Source organism: Bacillus sp. RCC_6_1 (genome assembly GCF_041360755.1).
GTDB lineage: Bacteria > Bacillota > Bacilli > Bacillales > Bacillaceae_G > Bacillus_A > Bacillus_A cereus.
The window spans coordinates 119,740-138,971 of sequence record NZ_JBFUPV010000013.1 but is presented as its reverse complement, the minus strand read 5'-3'; the positions used below and the strand labels follow the sequence as shown (position 1 = coordinate 138,971).

Here is a 19,232-nt window from a genome sequence, read left to right as displayed (position 1 = left end):
AGGATCAAACTCTCCAATAAAGTTAGTTTGTCTAGCATCTAAAATAAAAATTGACGTTTCACGTTGTTTGTTTCGTTTAGTTTTCAAAGTTCAATATCGCGTTTCAGCGACTTTTATAATATATCATAGTATATTATTTTCGTCAACAAGTTTTTTAGATAGGTTGTATCTCTCATTTGCTGACTCTGCCTATTATATAGGCTTTCTCTTCCCTATGCAAGTATTATTATAAAAAAATAAAGAGAGGGAAAATCCCCTCTCTTATTCTTCTGAAGAAACCTCTTCACTCGTTTCTTCCTCTTCATCTTTTTGTGCTTTTGCTACCGTCGCTACCTCTTGGTCTTCCTCTAATCGAATTAGACGAACACCTTGTGTATTACGTCCCATTTGAGAGATTTGATCAACTGGCATACGAATAATAACGCCTGCCGCTGTAATTAACATAATATCTTCTTCACCTGTAACAGATTTAACAGCTACTAATTTACCGTTCTTATCTGTAATGTTACAAGTTTTCAGACCTTTACCACCGCGGCTTTGCAGACGGTATTCATCAATCGGTGTACGCTTTCCGTAACCATTTTTCGTTACAATTAGAACATTTACATCCTCTTCGACAATTTCCATACCTACAACTTGGTCTTCATCGCCCAACGTAATAGCTTTAACACCTGCAGCATTACGTCCCATAGAACGAACATCTTGTTCATTGAAACGAATTAGCATACCGTTACTTGTCCCGACAATAATATCCTTATCACCCGATGTTAAACGTACAGATATTACCTCATCCTCTTCACGAAGAGAAATTGCAATTAAACCATTTGTACGTATATTTGCAAATGATGAAAGTGGCGTTCTCTTAGAAACCCCTTGTTTTGTCGTAAAGAATAAGAACTGATCGTCACCAAATTCACGAATCGGAATAATAGCGTTAATCCACTCACCCTTATCTACCCCTAATAGGTTAATAATTGGTAGTCCTTTTGCAGTACGACTATACTCTGGAATTTCATATCCTTTCGTACGGTATACTTTACCCTTGTTTGTAAAGAATAAAATATGATCATGAGTAGACGTTGTTAATAAATGTTCAACAAAGTCATCATCATTCGTACCCATTCCTTGCACACCACGTCCCCCACGGTTCTGTGTTTTGTACGTAGAAGCTGGTAACCTCTTAATATAACCGTTATGAGTTAACGTAATCGCAATGTTTTGTTCAGGAATTAAATCTTCATCTTCAATAAATTCCATACCGCCAATTGTAATTTCTGTTCGTCTCTTATCATTGAAACGCTCTTTTACTTCTGTTAATTCTTCACGAATAATCTCAAGAACTTTTTCTTCATCTGCTAAAATCGCTTTTAATTCAGCAATTAACTTCATTAAGTCTTGATATTCTTGCTCAATTTTTTCACGTTCTAATCCAGTTAAGCGTTGCAGACGCATATCTAAAATCGCTTGCGCTTGTTTCTCACTTAAACCAAAACGTTCCATTAAGCCTTGCTTGGCAATATCTGCCGTTTTTGAACTACGAATTAACGTAATAACTTCATCAAGATGATCTAAAGCAATTCGTAATCCTTCTAAAATATGAGCACGTGCTTCTGCTTTTTCTAATTCATAAGCAGTACGTCTACGAATTACTACCTTCTGATGCTCTAAATAATGATATAGATTTTGTTTTAAATTTAGTACTTGTGGCTCCCCATTTACAAGAGACAACATATTAATACCGAAACTTGTTTGAAGCGCTGTATGTTTATATAGATTGTTTAATAGTACGTTTGCATTAGCATCACGACGTACTTCCATGACAATACGCATACCATTACGATCTGATTCATCACGTAAATCTGTAATACCTTCAATTTTCTTATCGCGAACTAATTCTGCGATTTTTTCAATTAATCGTGCCTTATTAACTTGATAAGGTAGTTCAGTTACGATAATAGATTGTTTACCGTTTGACTTCTCTTCAATTTCAACCTTAGCACGAAGCATAATGGAACCGCGACCTGTTTCATAAGCTCTTCGAATTCCACTTCTTCCTAAAATTAAACCTGCCGTCGGAAAGTCTGGACCGGGAATGTATTCCATTAATTCCGCGATAGTAATATCAGGATTATGACTTAATGCCAGCACACCATCAATTACTTCGCCAAGCTGATGCGGCGGTATATTTGTTGCCATACCAACAGCAATACCTGTTGTACCGTTTACTAATAAATTAGGGAAACGCGCTGGTAGTACTATCGGTTCTCTTTCGGAACCATCATAGTTATCTTGATAATCAATTGTATTTTTTGAAATATCACGTATTAATTCCATAGAAATCTTAGACATTCTTGCCTCTGTATAACGCATTGCAGCTGCTGAATCTCCATCTACAGAACCGAAGTTACCATGCCCATCTACAAGCATATAACGTTGACTAAAATCTTGCGCCATACGTACCATTGTTTCATAAACGGCTGAATCACCATGAGGGTGATACTTACCGATTACTTCACCGACAATACGTGCTGATTTCTTATACGCTTTATCAGCTGTAATTCCTAAATCATTCATCGCATATAAAACCCTACGATGCACAGGTTTTAATCCATCACGAACATCTGGTAATGCACGAGATACGATAACACTCATTGCGTAATCTAAAAATGAGGTACGCATTTCATGACTAATATTAATTTCTCGAATTCGTGCTTGTTGTTGATTGTCTGACATCAACGAGCACCTCCTCTTACATTTCCGTTACACATACATTGATTTATATGTAGAAGACAGGAATACTTAGATTCCTGTCATTACTCATTTAAATATCAAGGTTCTTCACGTATTTTGCATTCTCTTGGATAAAGTTACGACGTGGCTCTACTTTATCTCCCATTAAAATTTCAAATGTTTCGTCTGCTTCAATTGCATCTTGAAGGGAAACTTGAAGTAATGAACGTACTTCTGGATCCATTGTCGTCTCCCATAGCTGAGTTGGATTCATTTCCCCTAGACCTTTATAACGCTGAATCCCTGGCTTAGGTTGGGCCGGTAATTCTGCTAAGATTTTTTCAAGTTCCTTATCGTTGTAAGCATATTGAATTTTTTTACCTTGTTGTATTTTAAACAACGGCGGCTGTGCAATATAGATATAACCACACTCAATTATTTGACGCATATAACGATAGAAGAACGTTAATAATAGGGTACGAATATGTGCACCATCAACATCGGCATCGGTCATAATAATAACCTTATGATAGCGTGCTTTTTCAATATCGAAGTCTCCACCAATATTTGTACCAATCGCCGTAATAATTGTACGAACTTCATCATTTGATAAAATCTTATCTAAGCGTGCCTTTTCCACATTAATAATTTTACCCTTCAGCGGTAAAATTGCTTGGAAATGACGATCGCGTCCTTGTTTTGCAGATCCACCCGCAGAGTCACCCTCTACGATGTAAATTTCACTAATTGCTGGATCTTTCGAAGAGCAATCAGCTAATTTACCAGGTAAACTTGAAACTTCTAACGCACTCTTTCGACGTGTCAATTCACGCGCTTTTTTCGCAGCTACACGTGCACGTGCAGCCATCGTACCTTTTTCTACAATTTTTCGCGCTACATTAGGATTTTCTAGTAAGAACTTTTCAAACGCCTCTGAGAATACAGACTCTGTAATTGTTCTCGCTTCACTATTCCCAAGTTTTGTCTTCGTTTGTCCTTCAAATTGTGGATTTGGATGCTTGATTGATACAATTGCTGTTAAACCTTCACGAACATCCTCACCAGTTAAATTACTGTCCGCATCTTTTAAAATGCTATTTTTACGACCATAGTCGTTGATTACACGAGTTAAAGCTGTTTTAAAACCTACCTCATGTGTACCACCTTCATACGTATGGATGTTATTCGTAAATGAGTAAATATTATTTGTGTATCCCTCGTTATATTGAAGAGAAACCTCAACCTGAATACCATCTTTTGAACCTTCTACGTACACAGGCTCTTCATGAATCGGTTGTTTTGAGCGATTTAAATGCTCAACGTATGATTTAATTCCACCTTCGTAATGGAATTCTTTCTTTTGCTTATGTTCACGTTTATCTTCAATTGTTAATTTAATATTACGATTTAAAAACGCTAATTCACGCATACGAGTTGCTAGCGTATCAAAATCGTATACTGTTGTTTCTTGGAAAATTTCCGGATCTGGTTTAAATCGAGTTATTGTTCCTGTTTGATCTGTGTCACCAATGACTTTTAAATCCGCAACCGGAATACCTCTTTCGTATTTTTGGTAATGGATTTTACCTTCACGATGTACAAATACTTCTAATTCTGTTGATAGAGCATTTACAACCGATGCCCCAACACCATGTAAACCACCAGAAACTTTATAACCGCCACCGCCAAATTTACCACCGGCGTGGAGAACAGTCATAATAACTTCTACAGCTGGACGTCCCATTTTTTCTTGTATACCAACCGGAATACCACGCCCATTATCCGTTACACGAATACTATTATCTTCTTCGATACTAACATTAATTTCATCACAATAACCTGCAAGTGCTTCATCAATACTATTATCTACGATTTCCCACACAAGATGGTGAAGCCCTTTTCCACTTGTAGATCCAATATACATACCAGGGCGTTTCCGAACTGCCTCTAGTCCTTCAAGCACCTGTATCTGACTTTCATCATATGCATTTTCTTGCATTTGCTTTTGTTCCATTGACACAAAGATCACCTACTTTTCCATTTAAACAGGGGTTATTCCCTATCTATTTCACAATCTACAGTGCCGTTCGTTACATGAATTGTTTTCGCTTCTTTTAATGTTTCGTGTTCAATTCCGTCGACACTCGTCGTTGTAACAAATGTTTGCACTTTTCCTTGAATTGTATTTAAAAGATGTGATTGACGATAATCATCTAATTCTGATAAAACATCATCCAACAAAAGGATTGGATATTCTTTAACCTCTGAATAAATCAATTCAATTTCAGCTAATTTTAGGGATAGTGCGGTCGTTCGTTGTTGTCCTTGCGAACCAAAGACTTGAACATTTTTACTATTAACGAAGAATTGTAAATCGTCACGATGAGGACCAATTAAAGTCGTACCACGGAAAATTTCACGTTGTTTCACAGATTGAAAACTTTCATAGTATACTTCTTTTATTTTCGACAAATCCATTGATTCTGATACATCTACACTTGGTTTATAGACAATTTCTAACTCTTCTAATCCACGGCTTATACCTCGATGAATTGGAGCTGCCCATTCCTGTAGCAAATGCAAAAATTCAAAACGTTTTTGCAGTATTTTCGCACCATGCTCAATTAGTTGAAGTGTAAATACATCCAACATCGTTTCCTCATTCTTACTATTCCCTTGCATTTTTTTCAACAAGTGATTTCGTTGCGTGAGCACCTTTTGATATTGACTTAATTCATACAAATATACAGGAGCTATTTGTCCTAATTCCATATCTAAAAAGCGTCTTCTTACTTGAGGGCTTCCTTTTACAAGATTTAAATCTTCTGGGGCAAACATGACAACGTTCATCACGCCAATATATTGACTTAACTTTTGTTGTTCAAGTTGATTTAATTTTGCCTTTTTACCTTTTTTCGAAATATTTAATTCCAAAGACAAAGAACTGTTTCTTTTTTGTAATTTCCCCTTTATTTGACCAAAATCTTCATCCCAGCGGATAAGTTCGCGATCATTAGAGGTTCTATGAGATTTCGCCATCGCTAAAACATAAATAGCTTCCATCAAATTTGTTTTCCCTTGTGCATTTTCGCCGATAATTACATTTACCTTATCTTCAAAGGAAAGCTCTAATTTTTCATAATTGCGATAGTTTTTTAATTGTATTTCTGAAATAAACAAAGGGCTCCCCCTTTATGCCTGAACTTGGAAAGTTCCGCTTCCTGGAATTTCAATAACATCATTCGCATATAGTTTGCGACCTCTTCTATTTTCAAGTTCGTTGTTCACGTACACTTCATATTCTTGTAAAAACCATTTTACAGCGCCACCTGTATCAATTACATCAGCTAACTTTAAAAATTGTCCTAGTGTAATATACTCTGTTGAAATTTTAATACGTTTCATAAAATCGCTCACTTTCTGAAAGTGTTCATTCTTTCATTGTACTAAATAAACTAGCATTAGGAAAGTAATACCCAAAAATCAAATAAGGGCCACTAGCATCTTTAAACTAGCAACCCTTATTCCTTACCTAGTAAGTACGAACCGGTAAAATTAATTGAATAATTGAATCATCATTTACTGTACGAATTAAGAACGGTCTCATTGCTCCAGTAAAGCTAACTTTAATCTCTGTACTATCCAAAGCTTTTAATGCATCCATCATATATTTTGCACTAAAAGATATTTTTAACTCTTCTCCATCTACTTTTTCACATTGTACTTCTTCGACAACTTTTCCGATTTCTGGTGAATTCGAAGAAATCTCTAGCATTTCTTGCTCTAAAGTTGACAATTTAACAACGTTATTGCGGCCATCTCTTGCTAATAGTGAAGCACGATCAATTGCTTGTAGGAATTCTTTTGTATTTACAAAAATATCCGTTTTACTCTCTGCTGGAATTAAACGTGTCGTATCAGGATAATTTCCTTCTAACAATCTTGAGAAGAATAATAAATGTTTTGTACGGAATAATACTTGATACTCCGTAATAACGATATCTACCATTTCTTCAGACTCATCTAAAATTTTACTTAATTCATTTAAGCTCTTACCTGGAATAACAACATTAGCTTGGAATTCATCTGCAATGTTATGTCCTTCAATTTTTGCTTTTCGAAGTGCCAGTCTATGACTATCTGTTGCAATACAAGTTAACTCGCTGTTATATACCTTCCAGTTTACACCTGTCAAGATCGGTCTTGTTTCAGAAGTAGAAACTGCAAATACAGTTTGTCTGATCATATGCTTAAGTAAATCTGTTGGTATCTTAAATACATGATGTTCTTCAATCTGTGGCAATAACGGATATTCTGCAGAATCTAAACCATTTAAGTTAAACTCTGATTTTCCAGATTTTATTTTTGTCATAAAATGATTTTCTACAGAAATTTCGACAGTGTCTTTAGGTAGTTTTTTTACAATCTCACTAAAATATTTTGCCTGTAAAACAATGCTTCCTGATTGAGCAATTTCTACGATTTCTTTTCCATCTTCTTCGACTGGAATAAACGATTCAATAGAAATATCAGCATCGCTTCCTGTTAATGTAACCCCTTCTTCAGTAGCTACAACTTTAATTCCCGTAAGGATGGGGATTGTTGTACGAGAAGAAACTGCCTTCATTACATCTTGTACACCTCTTACAAGATAGTCTTTTTGTATTGTAAAACGCATAAAGAAAAACCTCCGGTAAGTATAAGATTTTATTTAATTAATAAAGATAAAAAAATAGTAGTAATAGTAATAGGGCTTGTGGATATGTGGATAACCCCTATAAAGGATGTAAAAACAGTCTATCTACATGTGGATAGACTGTGCGTAAAACAAGGTAAGTTATTCACACTATTCAGCTACTACTTTAAAATACCATTAATTTCTTCAACTTGCTTTTGTAATTGCGTATCGGTTTTTAGTAGTTTAGAGATTTTTTCATGGGCATGGATAACTGTTGTATGATCACGTCCACCAAATTCTTCACCTATTTTTGGTAAAGAGGAATCTGTAAGCTCGCGCGATAAATACATTGCAATTTGGCGAGGAAACGCAACTGATTTGGTACGTTTTTTCGCTTTAAAATCTTCTAATTTCACTTGATAAACATCCCCGACAGCTTTTTGAATATCATAAATAGAGATAATTTTTGGCTTAGAATTTGGAATAATATCTTTAAGTGCTTCAGCTGCTAAATCAGCATTAATATCTTTATTAATTAAAGATGAATAAGCTACAACTCGGATAAGTGCACCTTCTAATTCACGAATATTTGAATCAATTTGATTTGCGATATAAAGCATAACTTCATTTGGTATATCAAGCCCTTCAGCTTTTGCTTTTTTGCGTAAAATCGCAATTCGTGTCTCTAAATCTGGCGGCGTAATATCTGTAATAAGCCCCCATTCAAAGCGGGAACGAAGACGATCTTCTAAAGTCGGAATTTCTTTTGGTGGTCGATCACTAGAAATTACAATTTGTTTACTTTCTTCGTGTAATGCATTAAATGTATGAAAAAACTCTTCTTGAGTTTGTTCTTTTCCAGCAAGAAATTGAATATCATCTATCAATAAAACATCTACGTTGCGATATTTATTACGAAAATCAACAGCCTTATTATCACGAATAGAGTTAATAAATTCATTTGTAAATTTTTCTGATGATAAATATACAACTTTTGCATTTGGATTATGTTCAATTACATAATGACCAATTGCGTGCATTAAATGTGTCTTTCCAAGCCCAACTCCCCCGTAAATAAAGAGTGGGTTATACGCTTTAGCTGGCGCCTCGGCTACAGCTAATGAAGCTGCATGGGCAAAACGGTTACCAGAGCCGATAACAAATGTATCAAATGTATATTTTGGATTTAACATGCTCTGTGGTAAATGAGCTGAATCATCTTGTGCTGGATTCGGCTTAACTGGAGGCAGATCAATATCCTCTTCAGCTTGACTTTGGGGAATAATAAAGCGAATTGCTAATTTTGCCCCTGTTAAATCGTATAGTGTTTCTGAAATTAGTTCGGAGTAATGAGATTCTAGCCAGTCACGAGCAAATTCATTTGGAGCTGTAATCGTTAATACGTCTTTCTTCAAGTTATGAGCCGTTGTTGATTTTAACCATGTCTCATAACTAGGCTTGCTTACCTTTTTTTCTAATTCTTTTAAGGCACTATTCCATAAATCAGAGATATTTTCCAAAGGTGTCCCTCCTTTACTAAGATGGTAAAAGAATAAGGTTGCGCAACAAATGTACAACCCAATAAATATAAAATGTATATTTATACGAAACGTATTTTAAAACCTAAAAACGTCGTTTGTATATGAGATAGGGTTTTCGACAAAAAAAGCAAATGTGGACAACTATTTACCCACATGTGATTAAAACTGTCCACATGTTATACACAAACTGTGGATAAAATAAAGGTATGGAAAACTTATTCAAAGTGAAAACACAACTATAATATCAAAAAAAAGTGGCTATAGCAATGAATTTAAGAAAGTTATCCACAAAATCAATACCTTGTGGAATAAACTTGTCCACAACACGATATACTGTGTAAAAGTGCGAAAAAAGTTTGTGGATATAAAAAACGTGAAAAAACATTTATCCACAAGGAAATATAGGTGCTGTGTAAAAGTATGTGAATAGGTTCAAAATGAATATTTGATGAAAATTTCTAGAACCATTGACATTTTCCTAGTTGATTAACTATAATTTATAGGACTGTCTTTAACAGATATTCCTCAGGGAGGTGTCATATAATGAAAAGAACTTACCAACCAAATAAACGTAAGCGCAGCAAAGTACATGGTTTCCGCAGCCGTATGAGCACAGCGAACGGACGTAAAGTGCTAGCAGCTCGTCGTCGTAAAGGAAGAAAAGTATTATCTGCGTAGACCACTGATCGTTCAGTGGTCTTTTTTTCTAATAATAGTGAATTTCCGCTGATGAAATACAGGAGTGTCAATTGATATGAAGAAAAAACATCGTATAAAGAAGAATGATGAATTCCAGGCGGTTTTTCAAAAAGGAAAATCAAATGCGAATCGTCAGTTTGTTGTATACCAATTAGATAAAGAAGAACAGCCAAACTTTCGCATCGGCCTTTCTGTTAGCAAGAAAATTGGAAATGCAGTAGTTCGTAATCGAATTAAGCGCATGGTCCGTCAGGCTATTACAGAGTTAAAAGATGAGATAGATTCTGGGAAAGATTTTGTTATAATAGCAAGGAAGCCTTGTGCAGAGATGACATATGAAGAAGTAAAGAAAAGCTTAATTCATGTCTTTAAACGCTCTGGTATGAAAAGAATAAAAAAGTAGCGTAAGGAAATGAATTACACTATATACATACCGATACAAGGAGGAGTAGGCTTTGAAAAAGAAATTAGGTTTACTAGCCATGGTCGTTGCATTAATGGCGATTGCCACCGGTTGTAGTGAAACGGGTCAGCCGATTACATCGAAAAGTACTGGGATTTGGAATGAATATTTCGTATATCCGCTTTCTCAGTTAATCACGTATTTTGCCGACTTATTTAACAGTAATTACGGTTTAGCAATTGTTATTACAACTCTTATCATTCGTTTTGCATTATTACCACTAATGATTAAACAAACGAAGAGTACGAAAGCGATGCAAGCGTTACAACCGGAAATGGTGAAGTTAAAAGAGAAATATAGCTCTAAAGATCAAGCGACACAGCAAAAACTGCAGCAAGAAATGATGCAGTTATATCAAAAAAATGGTGTAAATCCATTAGCTGGTTGTTTACCAATCTTTATTCAAATGCCAATTCTGTTCGCTTTTTATCATGCAATTATGAGAACAGCTGAAATTAAACAACATAGTTTCTTATGGTTCGATTTAGGACATGCAGACCCGTTCTATATCTTACCGGTCGTTGCAGCAATTACGACATTTATTCAGCAAAAGCTTGCAATGGCAGGAACAGCTGGTCAAAATCCGCAAATGGCAATGATGCTTTGGCTTATGCCGATTATGATTTTAATCTTTGCAATTAACTTCCCAGCCGCATTATCACTTTACTGGGTTGTTGGTAATATCTTTGGTATTGCTCAAATGTACTTTATCAAAGGGCCAGAAATTAAGGCTAGCAAAGCTGGAGGCTCAAGCAAGTGAGTGTAATTACTGCTAAAGGACAAACAGTCGAGCTGGCAGTAGAGGATGCTTTAAGGCAATTAAATACATCAAAAGATCGAGTAGATATAAATATTGTCGATGAGGGTAAAAGAGGATTCTTAGGTTTATTTGGGAATCGTCCTGCAGTAGTAGAAGTTGTATTGAAGAATGATCCAATTCAAGAATGTGAAGAATATTTAAGAAATGTTATTCACGATATGGGTGTGGAAGTTGAGATTAGTAAAATTGTAAAAGGACGCGAAATTGAATTTACAATTTCTGGTGATAATGTAGGTGTTTTAATTGGGAAAAGAGGTAATACATTGAACTCTTTACAGTATTTAACAAAACTTGTCGCGAATCGTAACACGAAGCAGTATATCGGTATTACACTAGATGCTGAAAATTATCGTAGTAAAAGAAAAAGTACGTTAGAATCACTTTCTTATCGATTAGCGAAACAAGTATTTAATACGAAAAAAAGAGTTATTTTAGAACCGATGCCATCTTTTGAACGAAAAATTATTCATCAGGCATTATCAAATCATCAAGGTATCAATACAACTTCTGAAGGAAATGAACCACATCGGCATGTTGTAATATCTCCTAAATGACCGGTTGCTCAAATGAGTGCCGGTTTTTTTGAGCGGAAAATAGATGTGGATAACTAAAAAACACTAAACTTATCCACTGTGAATAAGTTTAGTGTTTTTTACATGGGGATATAATAAAATGAGTTATTCTTCTTTTGTAGATAGGTTCGTTATGGTATCCTAATAATTTAGTGAAAGAAATAATCATGTTGAAATAGAGATAAATAAGCAAGTGAGGTGAAAGGACATGGAATTTGATACAATTGCTGCGATTTCCACAGCGCTTGGAGAGGGTGCAATTGCCATTGTTCGAGTAAGTGGGGATGATGCGGTTGAGAAAGTTAATCGTATTTTTAAGGGGAAGGATTTAACAGAGGTTCCTTCTCACACTATTCATTATGGTCATATTGTTGATTTAGATACAAATCAAGTTATTGAAGAAGTTATGGTGTCTATTATGCGCGCACCAAGGACTTTTACACGTGAAAATATAGTGGAAATTAACTGTCACGGTGGACTTGTTTCAGTAAATAAAGTATTGCAACTTATTCTAGCACAAGGAGTACGATTGGCAGAACCGGGCGAATTTACAAAACGTGCTTTTTTAAATGGACGTATCGATTTATCACAAGCAGAAGCTGTTATGGATTTGATTCGAGCAAAAACAGATCGTGCGATGAATGTAGCAATTAATCAAATAGAAGGGCGATTATCTAAATTAATTGGTCTTTTGCGTCAAGAAATATTAGAAACATTAGCTCATGTTGAGGTAAATATAGATTATCCAGAATACGATGATGTAGAAGAGATGACACATAATATTTTAATTGAGAAAGCGACGCATGTTCGTTCGGAAATCGAAAAAATATTAGAAACATCAAAACAAGGGAAAATTTTACGTGAGGGTATTGCTACAGCAATTATCGGTAGACCTAACGTTGGGAAATCATCGTTATTAAATAGTCTTGTTCAGGAGAAAAAGGCAATTGTAACTGATATTGCAGGAACAACTCGTGATGTTATTGAAGAGTACGTTAACGTGCGTGGTGTACCTCTTAAACTTATAGATACAGCCGGTATTCGGGAGACAGAAGATGTTGTTGAACGAATTGGTGTGGAACGTTCAAAAGAAATGATGAGCCAAGCGGATTTAGTATTAGTTGTTGTTAACTATAGTGAGGCTTTAACAAATGAGGATGAAGATCTATTCCGTGCGGTACAAGGAAAAGACTTTATTGTTATTGTGAATAAGACTGATTTACCGCAAGCGATTGATATGGAACGTGTTACAGAGTTAGCCGCGGGAAATCGTGTTATTACAACATCCTTAATTGAGGAACAAGGAATAGATGAACTCGAAAAGGCAATAGCTGATTTATTCTTTGAAGGAACAATCGATTCTGCAGATATGACATATGTTTCTAATGCGAGACATATTGGATTATTAACACAAGCAGGAAAAACAATCGGTGATGCAGTTGAGGCGATTGAAAATGGTGTACCAATTGATATGGTACAAATTGATTTAACAAGAACGTGGGAAATACTTGGTGAAATTACTGGGGACACAGTGCATGAAAGCTTAATTGACCAGTTGTTCTCTCAATTTTGTTTAGGAAAATAATATAGTGAAGTTGTAGAAAGATAGAGATTATTAGGAGGAATAAACAATGGGATACAATGCCGGTTCATACGATGTCATAGTAATCGGTGCAGGTCATGCAGGATGTGAAGCTGGTCTTGCGGCAGCACGAATGGGCTCAAAAACATTAATGTTAACAATTAACTTGGATATGGTAGCATTCATGCCATGTAACCCTTCTGTTGGTGGACCAGCAAAAGGGATTGTTGTTCGTGAAATTGATGCATTAGGCGGAGAAATGGGACGTAATATTGATAAAACTCATATTCAAATGCGTATGCTAAATACAGGTAAGGGACCAGCCGTACGTGCACTTCGAGCGCAAGCTGATAAATTCTCTTACCAACATGAATTAAAGAAAACAATTGAAGAAACACCAAACTTATCGTTGTTCCAAGGAATGGTAGAGCGTTTAATCGTTGAAGAAGGTGTATGTAAAGGGGTAGTTACACAAGCTGGTGCAGAATATACAGCAAAAACAGTTGTAATTACAACTGGAACATTTTTACGCGGCGAGATTATCATGGGCGACTTAAAATATTCAAGTGGTCCAAATAACCAGCAACCGTCTATTACATTATCTGAGCATTTAGAGGAGCTTGGATTTGATCTTGTGAGATTTAAAACAGGGACACCTCCTCGTGTAAACAGTAATACAATTGACTACAGTAAAACAGAAATTCAACCAGGTGATGATAAGCCACGTGCATTCTCTTTTGAAACAACGAAATTTATTATGGATCAAATTCCATGTTGGTTGACATATACAAGTACAGAAACACACCGTTTAATAGATGAAAATTTACATCGTTCAGCTATGTATTCTGGTATGATTAAAGGAACAGGTCCTAGATACTGTCCTTCTATTGAAGACAAAGTAGTAAGATTTAATGATAAACCACGTCATCAAATTTTCTTAGAGCCAGAAGGGCGTAATACACAAGAAGTATATGTACAAGGTTTATCCACAAGCTTACCAGAAGATGTACAACGTGACATGCTTAGAACAATTCCAGGCCTAGAAAATGTTGAAATGATGCGTACAGGTTATGCAATTGAATATGATGCAATTGTGCCAACACAACTATGGCCAACACTTGAAACGAAAAAGATTAAAAATTTATATACAGCAGGACAAATTAATGGAACTTCTGGTTACGAAGAGGCGGCCGGACAAGGGCTTATGGCTGGAATTAATGCAGCATGCCGTTCTTTAGGTAAAGAAGAAGTTGTTTTAGGTCGCGAGGATGCTTATATTGGCGTCTTAATTGATGATCTTGTAACGAAAGGTACAAATGAACCATATCGTTTATTAACGTCTCGTGCAGAATACCGTCTATTATTACGCCACGATAATGCTGATCTTCGTTTAACTGAAGTTGGTCGTAAAATTGGATTAATTAAAGAAGAGCGCTATGAGCGATTTACAAATAAAAAATTACAAATTGAACAGGAAAAGGAACGTTTAAGCAGCATTATTATTAAACCACGTCCTGAAGTTCAAGAATTAATTCGCAATATTGGCGGAAGTGAATTGAAAGATGGAATACGTGCAAGTGACTTATTACGTCGTCCAGAGATGACATATGAGCATATTCATCTTTTAGTACCAAGTGAAGTAGAATTAAGTGATGAAGTTAAAGAACAAGTTGAAATTCAGATTAAGTATGAAGGATATATTGAAAAATCTTTACAGCAAGTAGAGCGTATGAAGAAAATGGAGAATAAAAAAATCCCTGTAGATATTGATTATGATGCGATTTCTAGCATTGCTTCAGAAGCTAGACAGAAATTGAAAGATGTTCGTCCACTTTCAATGGGGCAGGCTTCACGTATTTCTGGCGTAAATCCAGCGGATATTTCCATTTTACTTGTGTATATAGAACAAGGAAAAATTGCACGCGTATCGAACCAATAAATAGTAAGGAGATATTGCTAGATGAACATAGAACAATTTCAATCTATGCTAGAAGAGAAGGGAATCACCCTCTCTTCTAGACAGTTAGAGCAGTTCAAAATCTACTTTGAAACATTAGTAGAGTGGAATGAAAAAATGAACTTAACGGCTATTACAGAAAAAGAAGAAGTATATTTAAAACACTTTTTTGATTCCATTACAGCTGCTTTTTATTATGATTTTTCAAAACCATTCTCAATTTGCGATGTTGGTGCAGGGGCTGGATTCCCAAGTATTCCTTTAAAAATTTGTTTCCCGCATTTAAAAGTAACAATTGTAGATTCGTTGCAAAAACGTATTAATTTCTTAAATCACTTAGCACAAAAGTTAGAATTAAGTGATGTTGCATTTTGTCACGATCGTGCTGAAACGTTTGGGAAAAAAGAAGGTGTACGTGAATCATACGATATTGTAATGGCACGTGCAGTTGCGCGTCTTTCTGTATTAAGTGAGCTATGTTTACCGCTTGTAAAAGTTGGAGGAACATTCATTGCAATGAAAGGTGCAGCAGCAAACGAAGAAATTGAAAATGGCAAGTATGCTTTAGAGGTGCTAGGCGGAGAGTTAAAAGAGATGTCTACGTTCCAATTACCGTTTGAAGAGAGTGAACGTAATATTTTATTAATCGAGAAAAAGCGCAAGACACCAAAGAAATATCCACGCAAACCGGGAACACCCAATAAATTACCTATTGAAAAATAAATCTTATTAGACGTAAGATTAAATTATATAAATGAAAACGTAAATGTTTCATAGGAAACATTTTATGGAGAATAGTCAATAGGCCTAAAAGGTGGTGGAATATGTATGAAAAATACGTTTTCTCGTTTATTTGGCTTTGGAGATAAAGAGAGCGAATTCGAATTACAAGACGAAAGCCATGAAGAGATAGATAAAAAGGTATATGAAGAAATACAAGAAATTCCGATAGTAAATATTACCCCTAACCGTTATCAACCAAGAACAGTTTTTGATGATGCGCGTATTGATGAGCTAGCATTAACAATTCGTACACATGGACTTATTCAGCCGATTGTTGTAAGGCAATATGAGGATGATAAGTACGAGATTATTGCTGGAGAAAGACGTTTTCGCGCGGCAACAAAGTTAGGTTGGGAAAAGGTTCCTGCAATTATAAAGAACTTAAATGATACAGAGACAGCTTCTGTAGCTTTAATTGAAAACTTGCAACGTGAGGAACTAACGGCAATCGAGGAAGCTGTGGCATATCAAAAGCTGATTGAGTTACATAATTTAACACAAGAAGCATTGGCACAACGACTTGGAAAAGGACAATCTACAATCGCAAATAAGTTGCGATTGTTAAAGTTGCCTGAAGAAATAAAAAGTGCATTATTAGAAAAAAGCATTACAGAACGTCATGCCCGCGCTCTCATTCCTTTAAAAAATGAGGAATTACAACTGAAAGTTTTACAGGAAATTGTGGAGAAACAACTAAATGTAAAGCAAACAGAAGAACGAATTGCGAAGTTACTAGAGGAAGCGAAACCGAAGCGTAAGGCAAAGCAAAAAGCAGTAAGTCGAGATACGAGGATTGCTATGAATACAATTAGACAATCTTTACAAATGGTTACTGAAAGTGGTTTGAATGTTAATTCTGAGGAAGAAGAATTTGATGAGTACTATCAAATTACAATTAAAATTCCAAAGAAAAAATAATAATGACGTGCTAGAGACCTTATCCTATTGGAGAGGTCTCTTTTACTATATTTTCTTGTTAAATGAAGAAGGAGTTTAGAAATAAATTTTGAAGTTTAATAAAGGACGTAAAAGAAAAAGTTTTATTTCATGTTACAATAAACGTAATTGTTACTAGAATAAGATAGAAAGGTTGAAAGTAGGTGACATCATGGGAAAAATCATTGCTATTGCTAATCAAAAAGGCGGTGTTGGAAAAACAACAACATCTGTTAATTTAGGGGCTGGATTGGCGCAAGTAGGTAAAAAAGTCCTTCTTGTAGATATTGATGCTCAAGGAAATGCAACGACTGGTGTGGGAATTGAAAAATCTGAATTAGATCAATGTATTTACAACGTTCTTGTGGAAGATGCAGATGTTCAAGGGGTTATACAGAAAACCGCAACTGAAAACTTAGATGTTCTACCCGCTACAATTCAATTAGCTGGTGCTGAAATTGAATTGGTACCGACTATTTCCCGGGAAGTACGTTTGCAAAGAGCATTACAGCCAGTTCGTGATGAATATGACTATATTATTATCGACTGTCCCCCATCTTTAGGGTTATTAACGATTAATGCATTAACAGCAGCAGATTCTGTTATTATTCCTGTACAGTGTGAATATTACGCACTAGAAGGGTTAAGTCAGCTATTAAATACAGTTCGACTTGTACAAAAACATTTAAATAAAAATTTAGCAATTCAAGGTGTATTGTTAACAATGTTGGATGCCCGTACAAATTTAGGAATCCAAGTTATAGATGAAGTGAAAAAGTATTTTAGGGATAAAGTATATCGCTCGATTATTCCGCGTAATGTACGCTTGAGCGAGGCTCCAAGTCATGGGAAACCTATTATGCAGTATGACGCTAAATCAAGAGGAGCAGAAGTATATATAGATTTAGCAGAGGAAGTGATTGCAGGTGGCTAAAGGATTAGGAAGAGGAATTAATGTGTTTTTTCCTGATTTAGATGTGAAAGAAGAGGAAACAATTCAGGAGATTCTTGTAACTGAATTAAGGCCGAATCCATATCAACCGCGTAAACACTTTAATAAAGAGGCGATTCAGGAATTAGCAATTTCGATTAAGGAACACGGTATTCTACAACCATTAATTGCTAGGAAGAGCATTAAAGGATATGAAATTGTTGCAGGTGAAAGACGATTTCGTGCTGCGAAAGAGGCTGGTTTAGAAAAAGTACCTGCGGTTGTAAGACAATTAAATGAACAGCAAATGATGGAATTTGCTTTGTTAGAAAACTTACAACGAGAAGATTTAAATCCTATGGAAGAGGCAATGGCATACCAGATGTTAATGAATGAGCTAAATGTAACGCAAGAACAATTAGCGAAACGTCTTGGTAAAAGCAGACCTTACATTGCAAATTATACTAGGTTATTAAGCCTACCTTCTTTCGTACAAGATATGATTGCAAATGGTCAACTTTCAATGGCTCATGGGAGAACTTTACTTACGATAAAAGATGAAGAACAATTGAAGTCCTTATTGAAACGCATTGAAAAAGAAGGATTAAATGTTCGTCAATTAGAGAAAATCGTCCAAGAGATTAATCAACACGTTTCACGTGAAACAAAAAAAGTGAAAAAAGAGCGAAATATATTTTTCGTAGAACGTGAAACGTTCTTAAGAGAAAAGTTTGGCACAGATGTGAAAATTAAAGAGACGAAAAAAGAAAAAGGTAAAATCGAAATTGAATTTTTTAATAAAGAAGATTTAAATCGTATTTTAGAACTATTAGCACAGAAAAATTAAAAAGCAAACCATCTTATTATTTATAGATGGTTTGCTTTTTTTAATGCGGATAATTTTTGATCCGTCTCTTTTATACTTTGTGCGATTACATCAGCCATTTTCATGACTAAACTTAATCTTGTATTTTGAAGAACGAAAAACTCCATAAACCCATTTAGATTGACGATACCGTGTATGTGCAAATCACCAACTGCAGGTAATTTCTTATTCATAGCAGCTCCAGGTTTACTAGGTCCCTTTCCAGTAGTGATTGATCCGATATTTTGGGACTTTCCTAAACATGCATCAACAGCAATTATAAATGCAGTAGGATGTTCTTTCTGTATATTCTGAATTTTCTCTTCTAAATTTAGCGCATGTACTGGCTCATCTAGTGTACCGAATACTTGGAGGTTTTGGATGTCTATTTGTTCAAGTTTTGTACCAACTAATGGGCCGAGTGCGTCACCCGTAGAGCGATCTGTGCCGATACAAACGAGAATGAGTGGTATATTAGTTTTAATAGGAATATGGGTAAGTAAGAAATTACTGATTATCTCGGAGGCTTCTAGATCTTGGTGCATAACGTTTTGAGTTTCTTTCTCAAAAAATGGTAAGCGAAAACTTCCAATATTCATGAAGCACCCATCCTTTTAATAAATTTTCAATATATGTTATATGGTGAGGAAAATGGAAAGTTATAAGTGCGTAATT

At 35.4% G+C, this 19,232-nt stretch carries 17 protein-coding genes; 10 read left to right on the top strand and 7 right to left on the bottom strand.

All coding sequences use genetic code 11. The features are described 5' to 3' along the window. Positions 1–261: 261 nt before the first annotated feature. The 6 genes from gyrA to dnaA all read right to left on the bottom strand — a co-directional run bounded on the left by gyrA (position 262) and on the right by dnaA (position 8,928). Positions 262–2,733 (bottom strand): DNA gyrase subunit A, encoded by a 2,472-nt coding sequence (gene gyrA / locus AB6801_RS25735; RefSeq protein WP_001282864.1) that lies wholly within the window; start codon positions 2,731–2,733, stop codon positions 262–264. 88 nt (positions 2,734–2,821) lie between these two features. Beyond that, the gene (gene gyrB, locus AB6801_RS25730; protein ID WP_000435982.1) at positions 2,822–4,744 is read right to left on the bottom strand and encodes a DNA topoisomerase (ATP-hydrolyzing) subunit B; all 1,923 of its coding nucleotides are present in this window, start codon (positions 4,742–4,744) and stop codon (positions 2,822–2,824) included. A gap of 38 nt (positions 4,745–4,782) precedes the next feature. Continuing rightward, positions 4,783–5,910, bottom strand: a complete 1,128-nt coding sequence (gene recF / locus AB6801_RS25725; RefSeq protein ID WP_000470745.1) for a DNA replication/repair protein RecF — start codon at positions 5,908–5,910, stop codon at positions 4,783–4,785. 12 nt (positions 5,911–5,922) lie between these two features. Then, on the bottom strand, positions 5,923–6,135 hold the full coding sequence (gene yaaA, locus AB6801_RS25720) for a S4 domain-containing protein YaaA (protein WP_000821364.1): 213 nt from the start codon (positions 6,133–6,135) through the stop codon (positions 5,923–5,925). A 127-nt stretch (positions 6,136–6,262) separates the two neighbouring features. Next, the gene (dnaN, locus tag AB6801_RS25715; protein WP_001212884.1) at positions 6,263–7,408 is read right to left on the bottom strand and encodes a DNA polymerase III subunit beta; all 1,146 of its coding nucleotides are present in this window, start codon (positions 7,406–7,408) and stop codon (positions 6,263–6,265) included. Positions 7,409–7,587: 179 nt separating this feature from the next. After that, entirely contained in the window at positions 7,588–8,928 is a 1,341-nt protein-coding gene (gene dnaA / locus AB6801_RS25710; RefSeq protein ID WP_000428017.1) for a chromosomal replication initiator protein DnaA, read from the bottom strand. Between the two features lie 564 nt (positions 8,929–9,492). Here dnaA and rpmH point away from each other — a divergent pair. The 10 genes from rpmH (at position 9,493) to spo0J (ending at position 18,539) form a co-directional block, all read left to right on the top strand. After that, positions 9,493–9,627 carry a 50S ribosomal protein L34 gene (rpmH, locus tag AB6801_RS25705; protein ID WP_000831901.1) on the top strand — a complete coding sequence of 45 codons (135 nt, stop codon included), beginning with the start codon at positions 9,493–9,495 and terminating at the stop codon, positions 9,625–9,627. A gap of 76 nt (positions 9,628–9,703) precedes the next feature. Then, entirely contained in the window at positions 9,704–10,051 is a 348-nt protein-coding gene (gene rnpA, locus AB6801_RS25700) for a ribonuclease P protein component (protein WP_000726621.1), read from the top strand. 52 nt (positions 10,052–10,103) lie between these two features. Then, the gene (gene spoIIIJ, locus AB6801_RS25695) at positions 10,104–10,871 is read left to right on the top strand and encodes a YidC family membrane integrase SpoIIIJ (RefSeq protein WP_000727737.1); all 768 of its coding nucleotides are present in this window, start codon (positions 10,104–10,106) and stop codon (positions 10,869–10,871) included. Continuing rightward, positions 10,868–11,485, top strand: a complete 618-nt coding sequence (gene jag, locus AB6801_RS25690) for an RNA-binding cell elongation regulator Jag/EloR (RefSeq protein ID WP_097999494.1) — start codon at positions 10,868–10,870, stop codon at positions 11,483–11,485. Before spoIIIJ ends, jag begins: the two co-directional genes overlap by 4 nt. 226 nt (positions 11,486–11,711) lie before the next feature. After that, positions 11,712–13,088 (top strand): tRNA uridine-5-carboxymethylaminomethyl(34) synthesis GTPase MnmE, encoded by a 1,377-nt coding sequence (gene mnmE / locus AB6801_RS25685; protein WP_097999495.1) that lies wholly within the window; start codon positions 11,712–11,714, stop codon positions 13,086–13,088. 46 nt (positions 13,089–13,134) lie between these two features. Further along, on the top strand, positions 13,135–15,024 hold the full coding sequence (gene mnmG / locus AB6801_RS25680; RefSeq protein ID WP_000541032.1) for a tRNA uridine-5-carboxymethylaminomethyl(34) synthesis enzyme MnmG: 1,890 nt from the start codon (positions 13,135–13,137) through the stop codon (positions 15,022–15,024). Positions 15,025–15,045: 21 nt separating this feature from the next. Next, a complete protein-coding gene (gene rsmG / locus AB6801_RS25675) occupies positions 15,046–15,765 on the top strand; it encodes a 16S rRNA (guanine(527)-N(7))-methyltransferase RsmG (protein ID WP_001019628.1) in 720 nt (239 codons plus the stop codon). A 105-nt stretch (positions 15,766–15,870) separates the two neighbouring features. After that, positions 15,871–16,743, top strand: a complete 873-nt coding sequence (noc, locus tag AB6801_RS25670) for a nucleoid occlusion protein (RefSeq protein ID WP_000799016.1) — start codon at positions 15,871–15,873, stop codon at positions 16,741–16,743. Positions 16,744–16,933: 190 nt separating this feature from the next. After that, entirely contained in the window at positions 16,934–17,695 is a 762-nt protein-coding gene (gene soj, locus AB6801_RS25665; RefSeq protein WP_000516114.1) for a sporulation initiation inhibitor protein Soj, read from the top strand. After that, entirely contained in the window at positions 17,688–18,539 is an 852-nt protein-coding gene (spo0J, locus tag AB6801_RS25660; RefSeq protein WP_001051829.1) for a stage 0 sporulation protein Spo0J, read from the top strand. Before soj ends, spo0J begins: the two co-directional genes overlap by 8 nt. Before the next feature lie 20 nt (positions 18,540–18,559). On the opposite strand, the gene yyaC is transcribed toward spo0J, so the two are convergent. Next, entirely contained in the window at positions 18,560–19,156 is a 597-nt protein-coding gene (yyaC, locus tag AB6801_RS25655) for a spore protease YyaC (RefSeq protein WP_097999496.1), read from the bottom strand. Between the last annotated feature and the right edge of the window lie 76 nt (positions 19,157–19,232).

Coding starts and splice junctions, on each gene's coding strand:
- rpmH (WP_000831901.1), top strand. CDS start 9,493: ATGAAAAGAACTTACCAACCAAATAAACGTAAGCGCAGCAAAGTACAT.
- mnmE (WP_097999495.1), top strand. CDS start 11,712: ATGGAATTTGATACAATTGCTGCGATTTCCACAGCGCTTGGAGAGGGT.
- rsmG (WP_001019628.1), top strand. CDS start 15,046: ATGAACATAGAACAATTTCAATCTATGCTAGAAGAGAAGGGAATCACC.
- yaaA (WP_000821364.1), bottom strand. CDS start 6,135: ATGAAACGTATTAAAATTTCAACAGAGTATATTACACTAGGACAATTT.
- soj (WP_000516114.1), top strand. CDS start 16,934: ATGGGAAAAATCATTGCTATTGCTAATCAAAAAGGCGGTGTTGGAAAA.
- rnpA (WP_000726621.1), top strand. CDS start 9,704: ATGAAGAAAAAACATCGTATAAAGAAGAATGATGAATTCCAGGCGGTT.
- dnaN (WP_001212884.1), bottom strand. CDS start 7,408: ATGCGTTTTACAATACAAAAAGACTATCTTGTAAGAGGTGTACAAGAT.
- gyrB (WP_000435982.1), bottom strand. CDS start 4,744: ATGGAACAAAAGCAAATGCAAGAAAATGCATATGATGAAAGTCAGATA.
- gyrA (WP_001282864.1), bottom strand. CDS start 2,733: ATGTCAGACAATCAACAACAAGCACGAATTCGAGAAATTAATATTAGT.
- mnmG (WP_000541032.1), top strand. CDS start 13,135: ATGGGATACAATGCCGGTTCATACGATGTCATAGTAATCGGTGCAGGT.
- noc (WP_000799016.1), top strand. CDS start 15,871: ATGAAAAATACGTTTTCTCGTTTATTTGGCTTTGGAGATAAAGAGAGC.
- yyaC (WP_097999496.1), bottom strand. CDS start 19,156: ATGAATATTGGAAGTTTTCGCTTACCATTTTTTGAGAAAGAAACTCAA.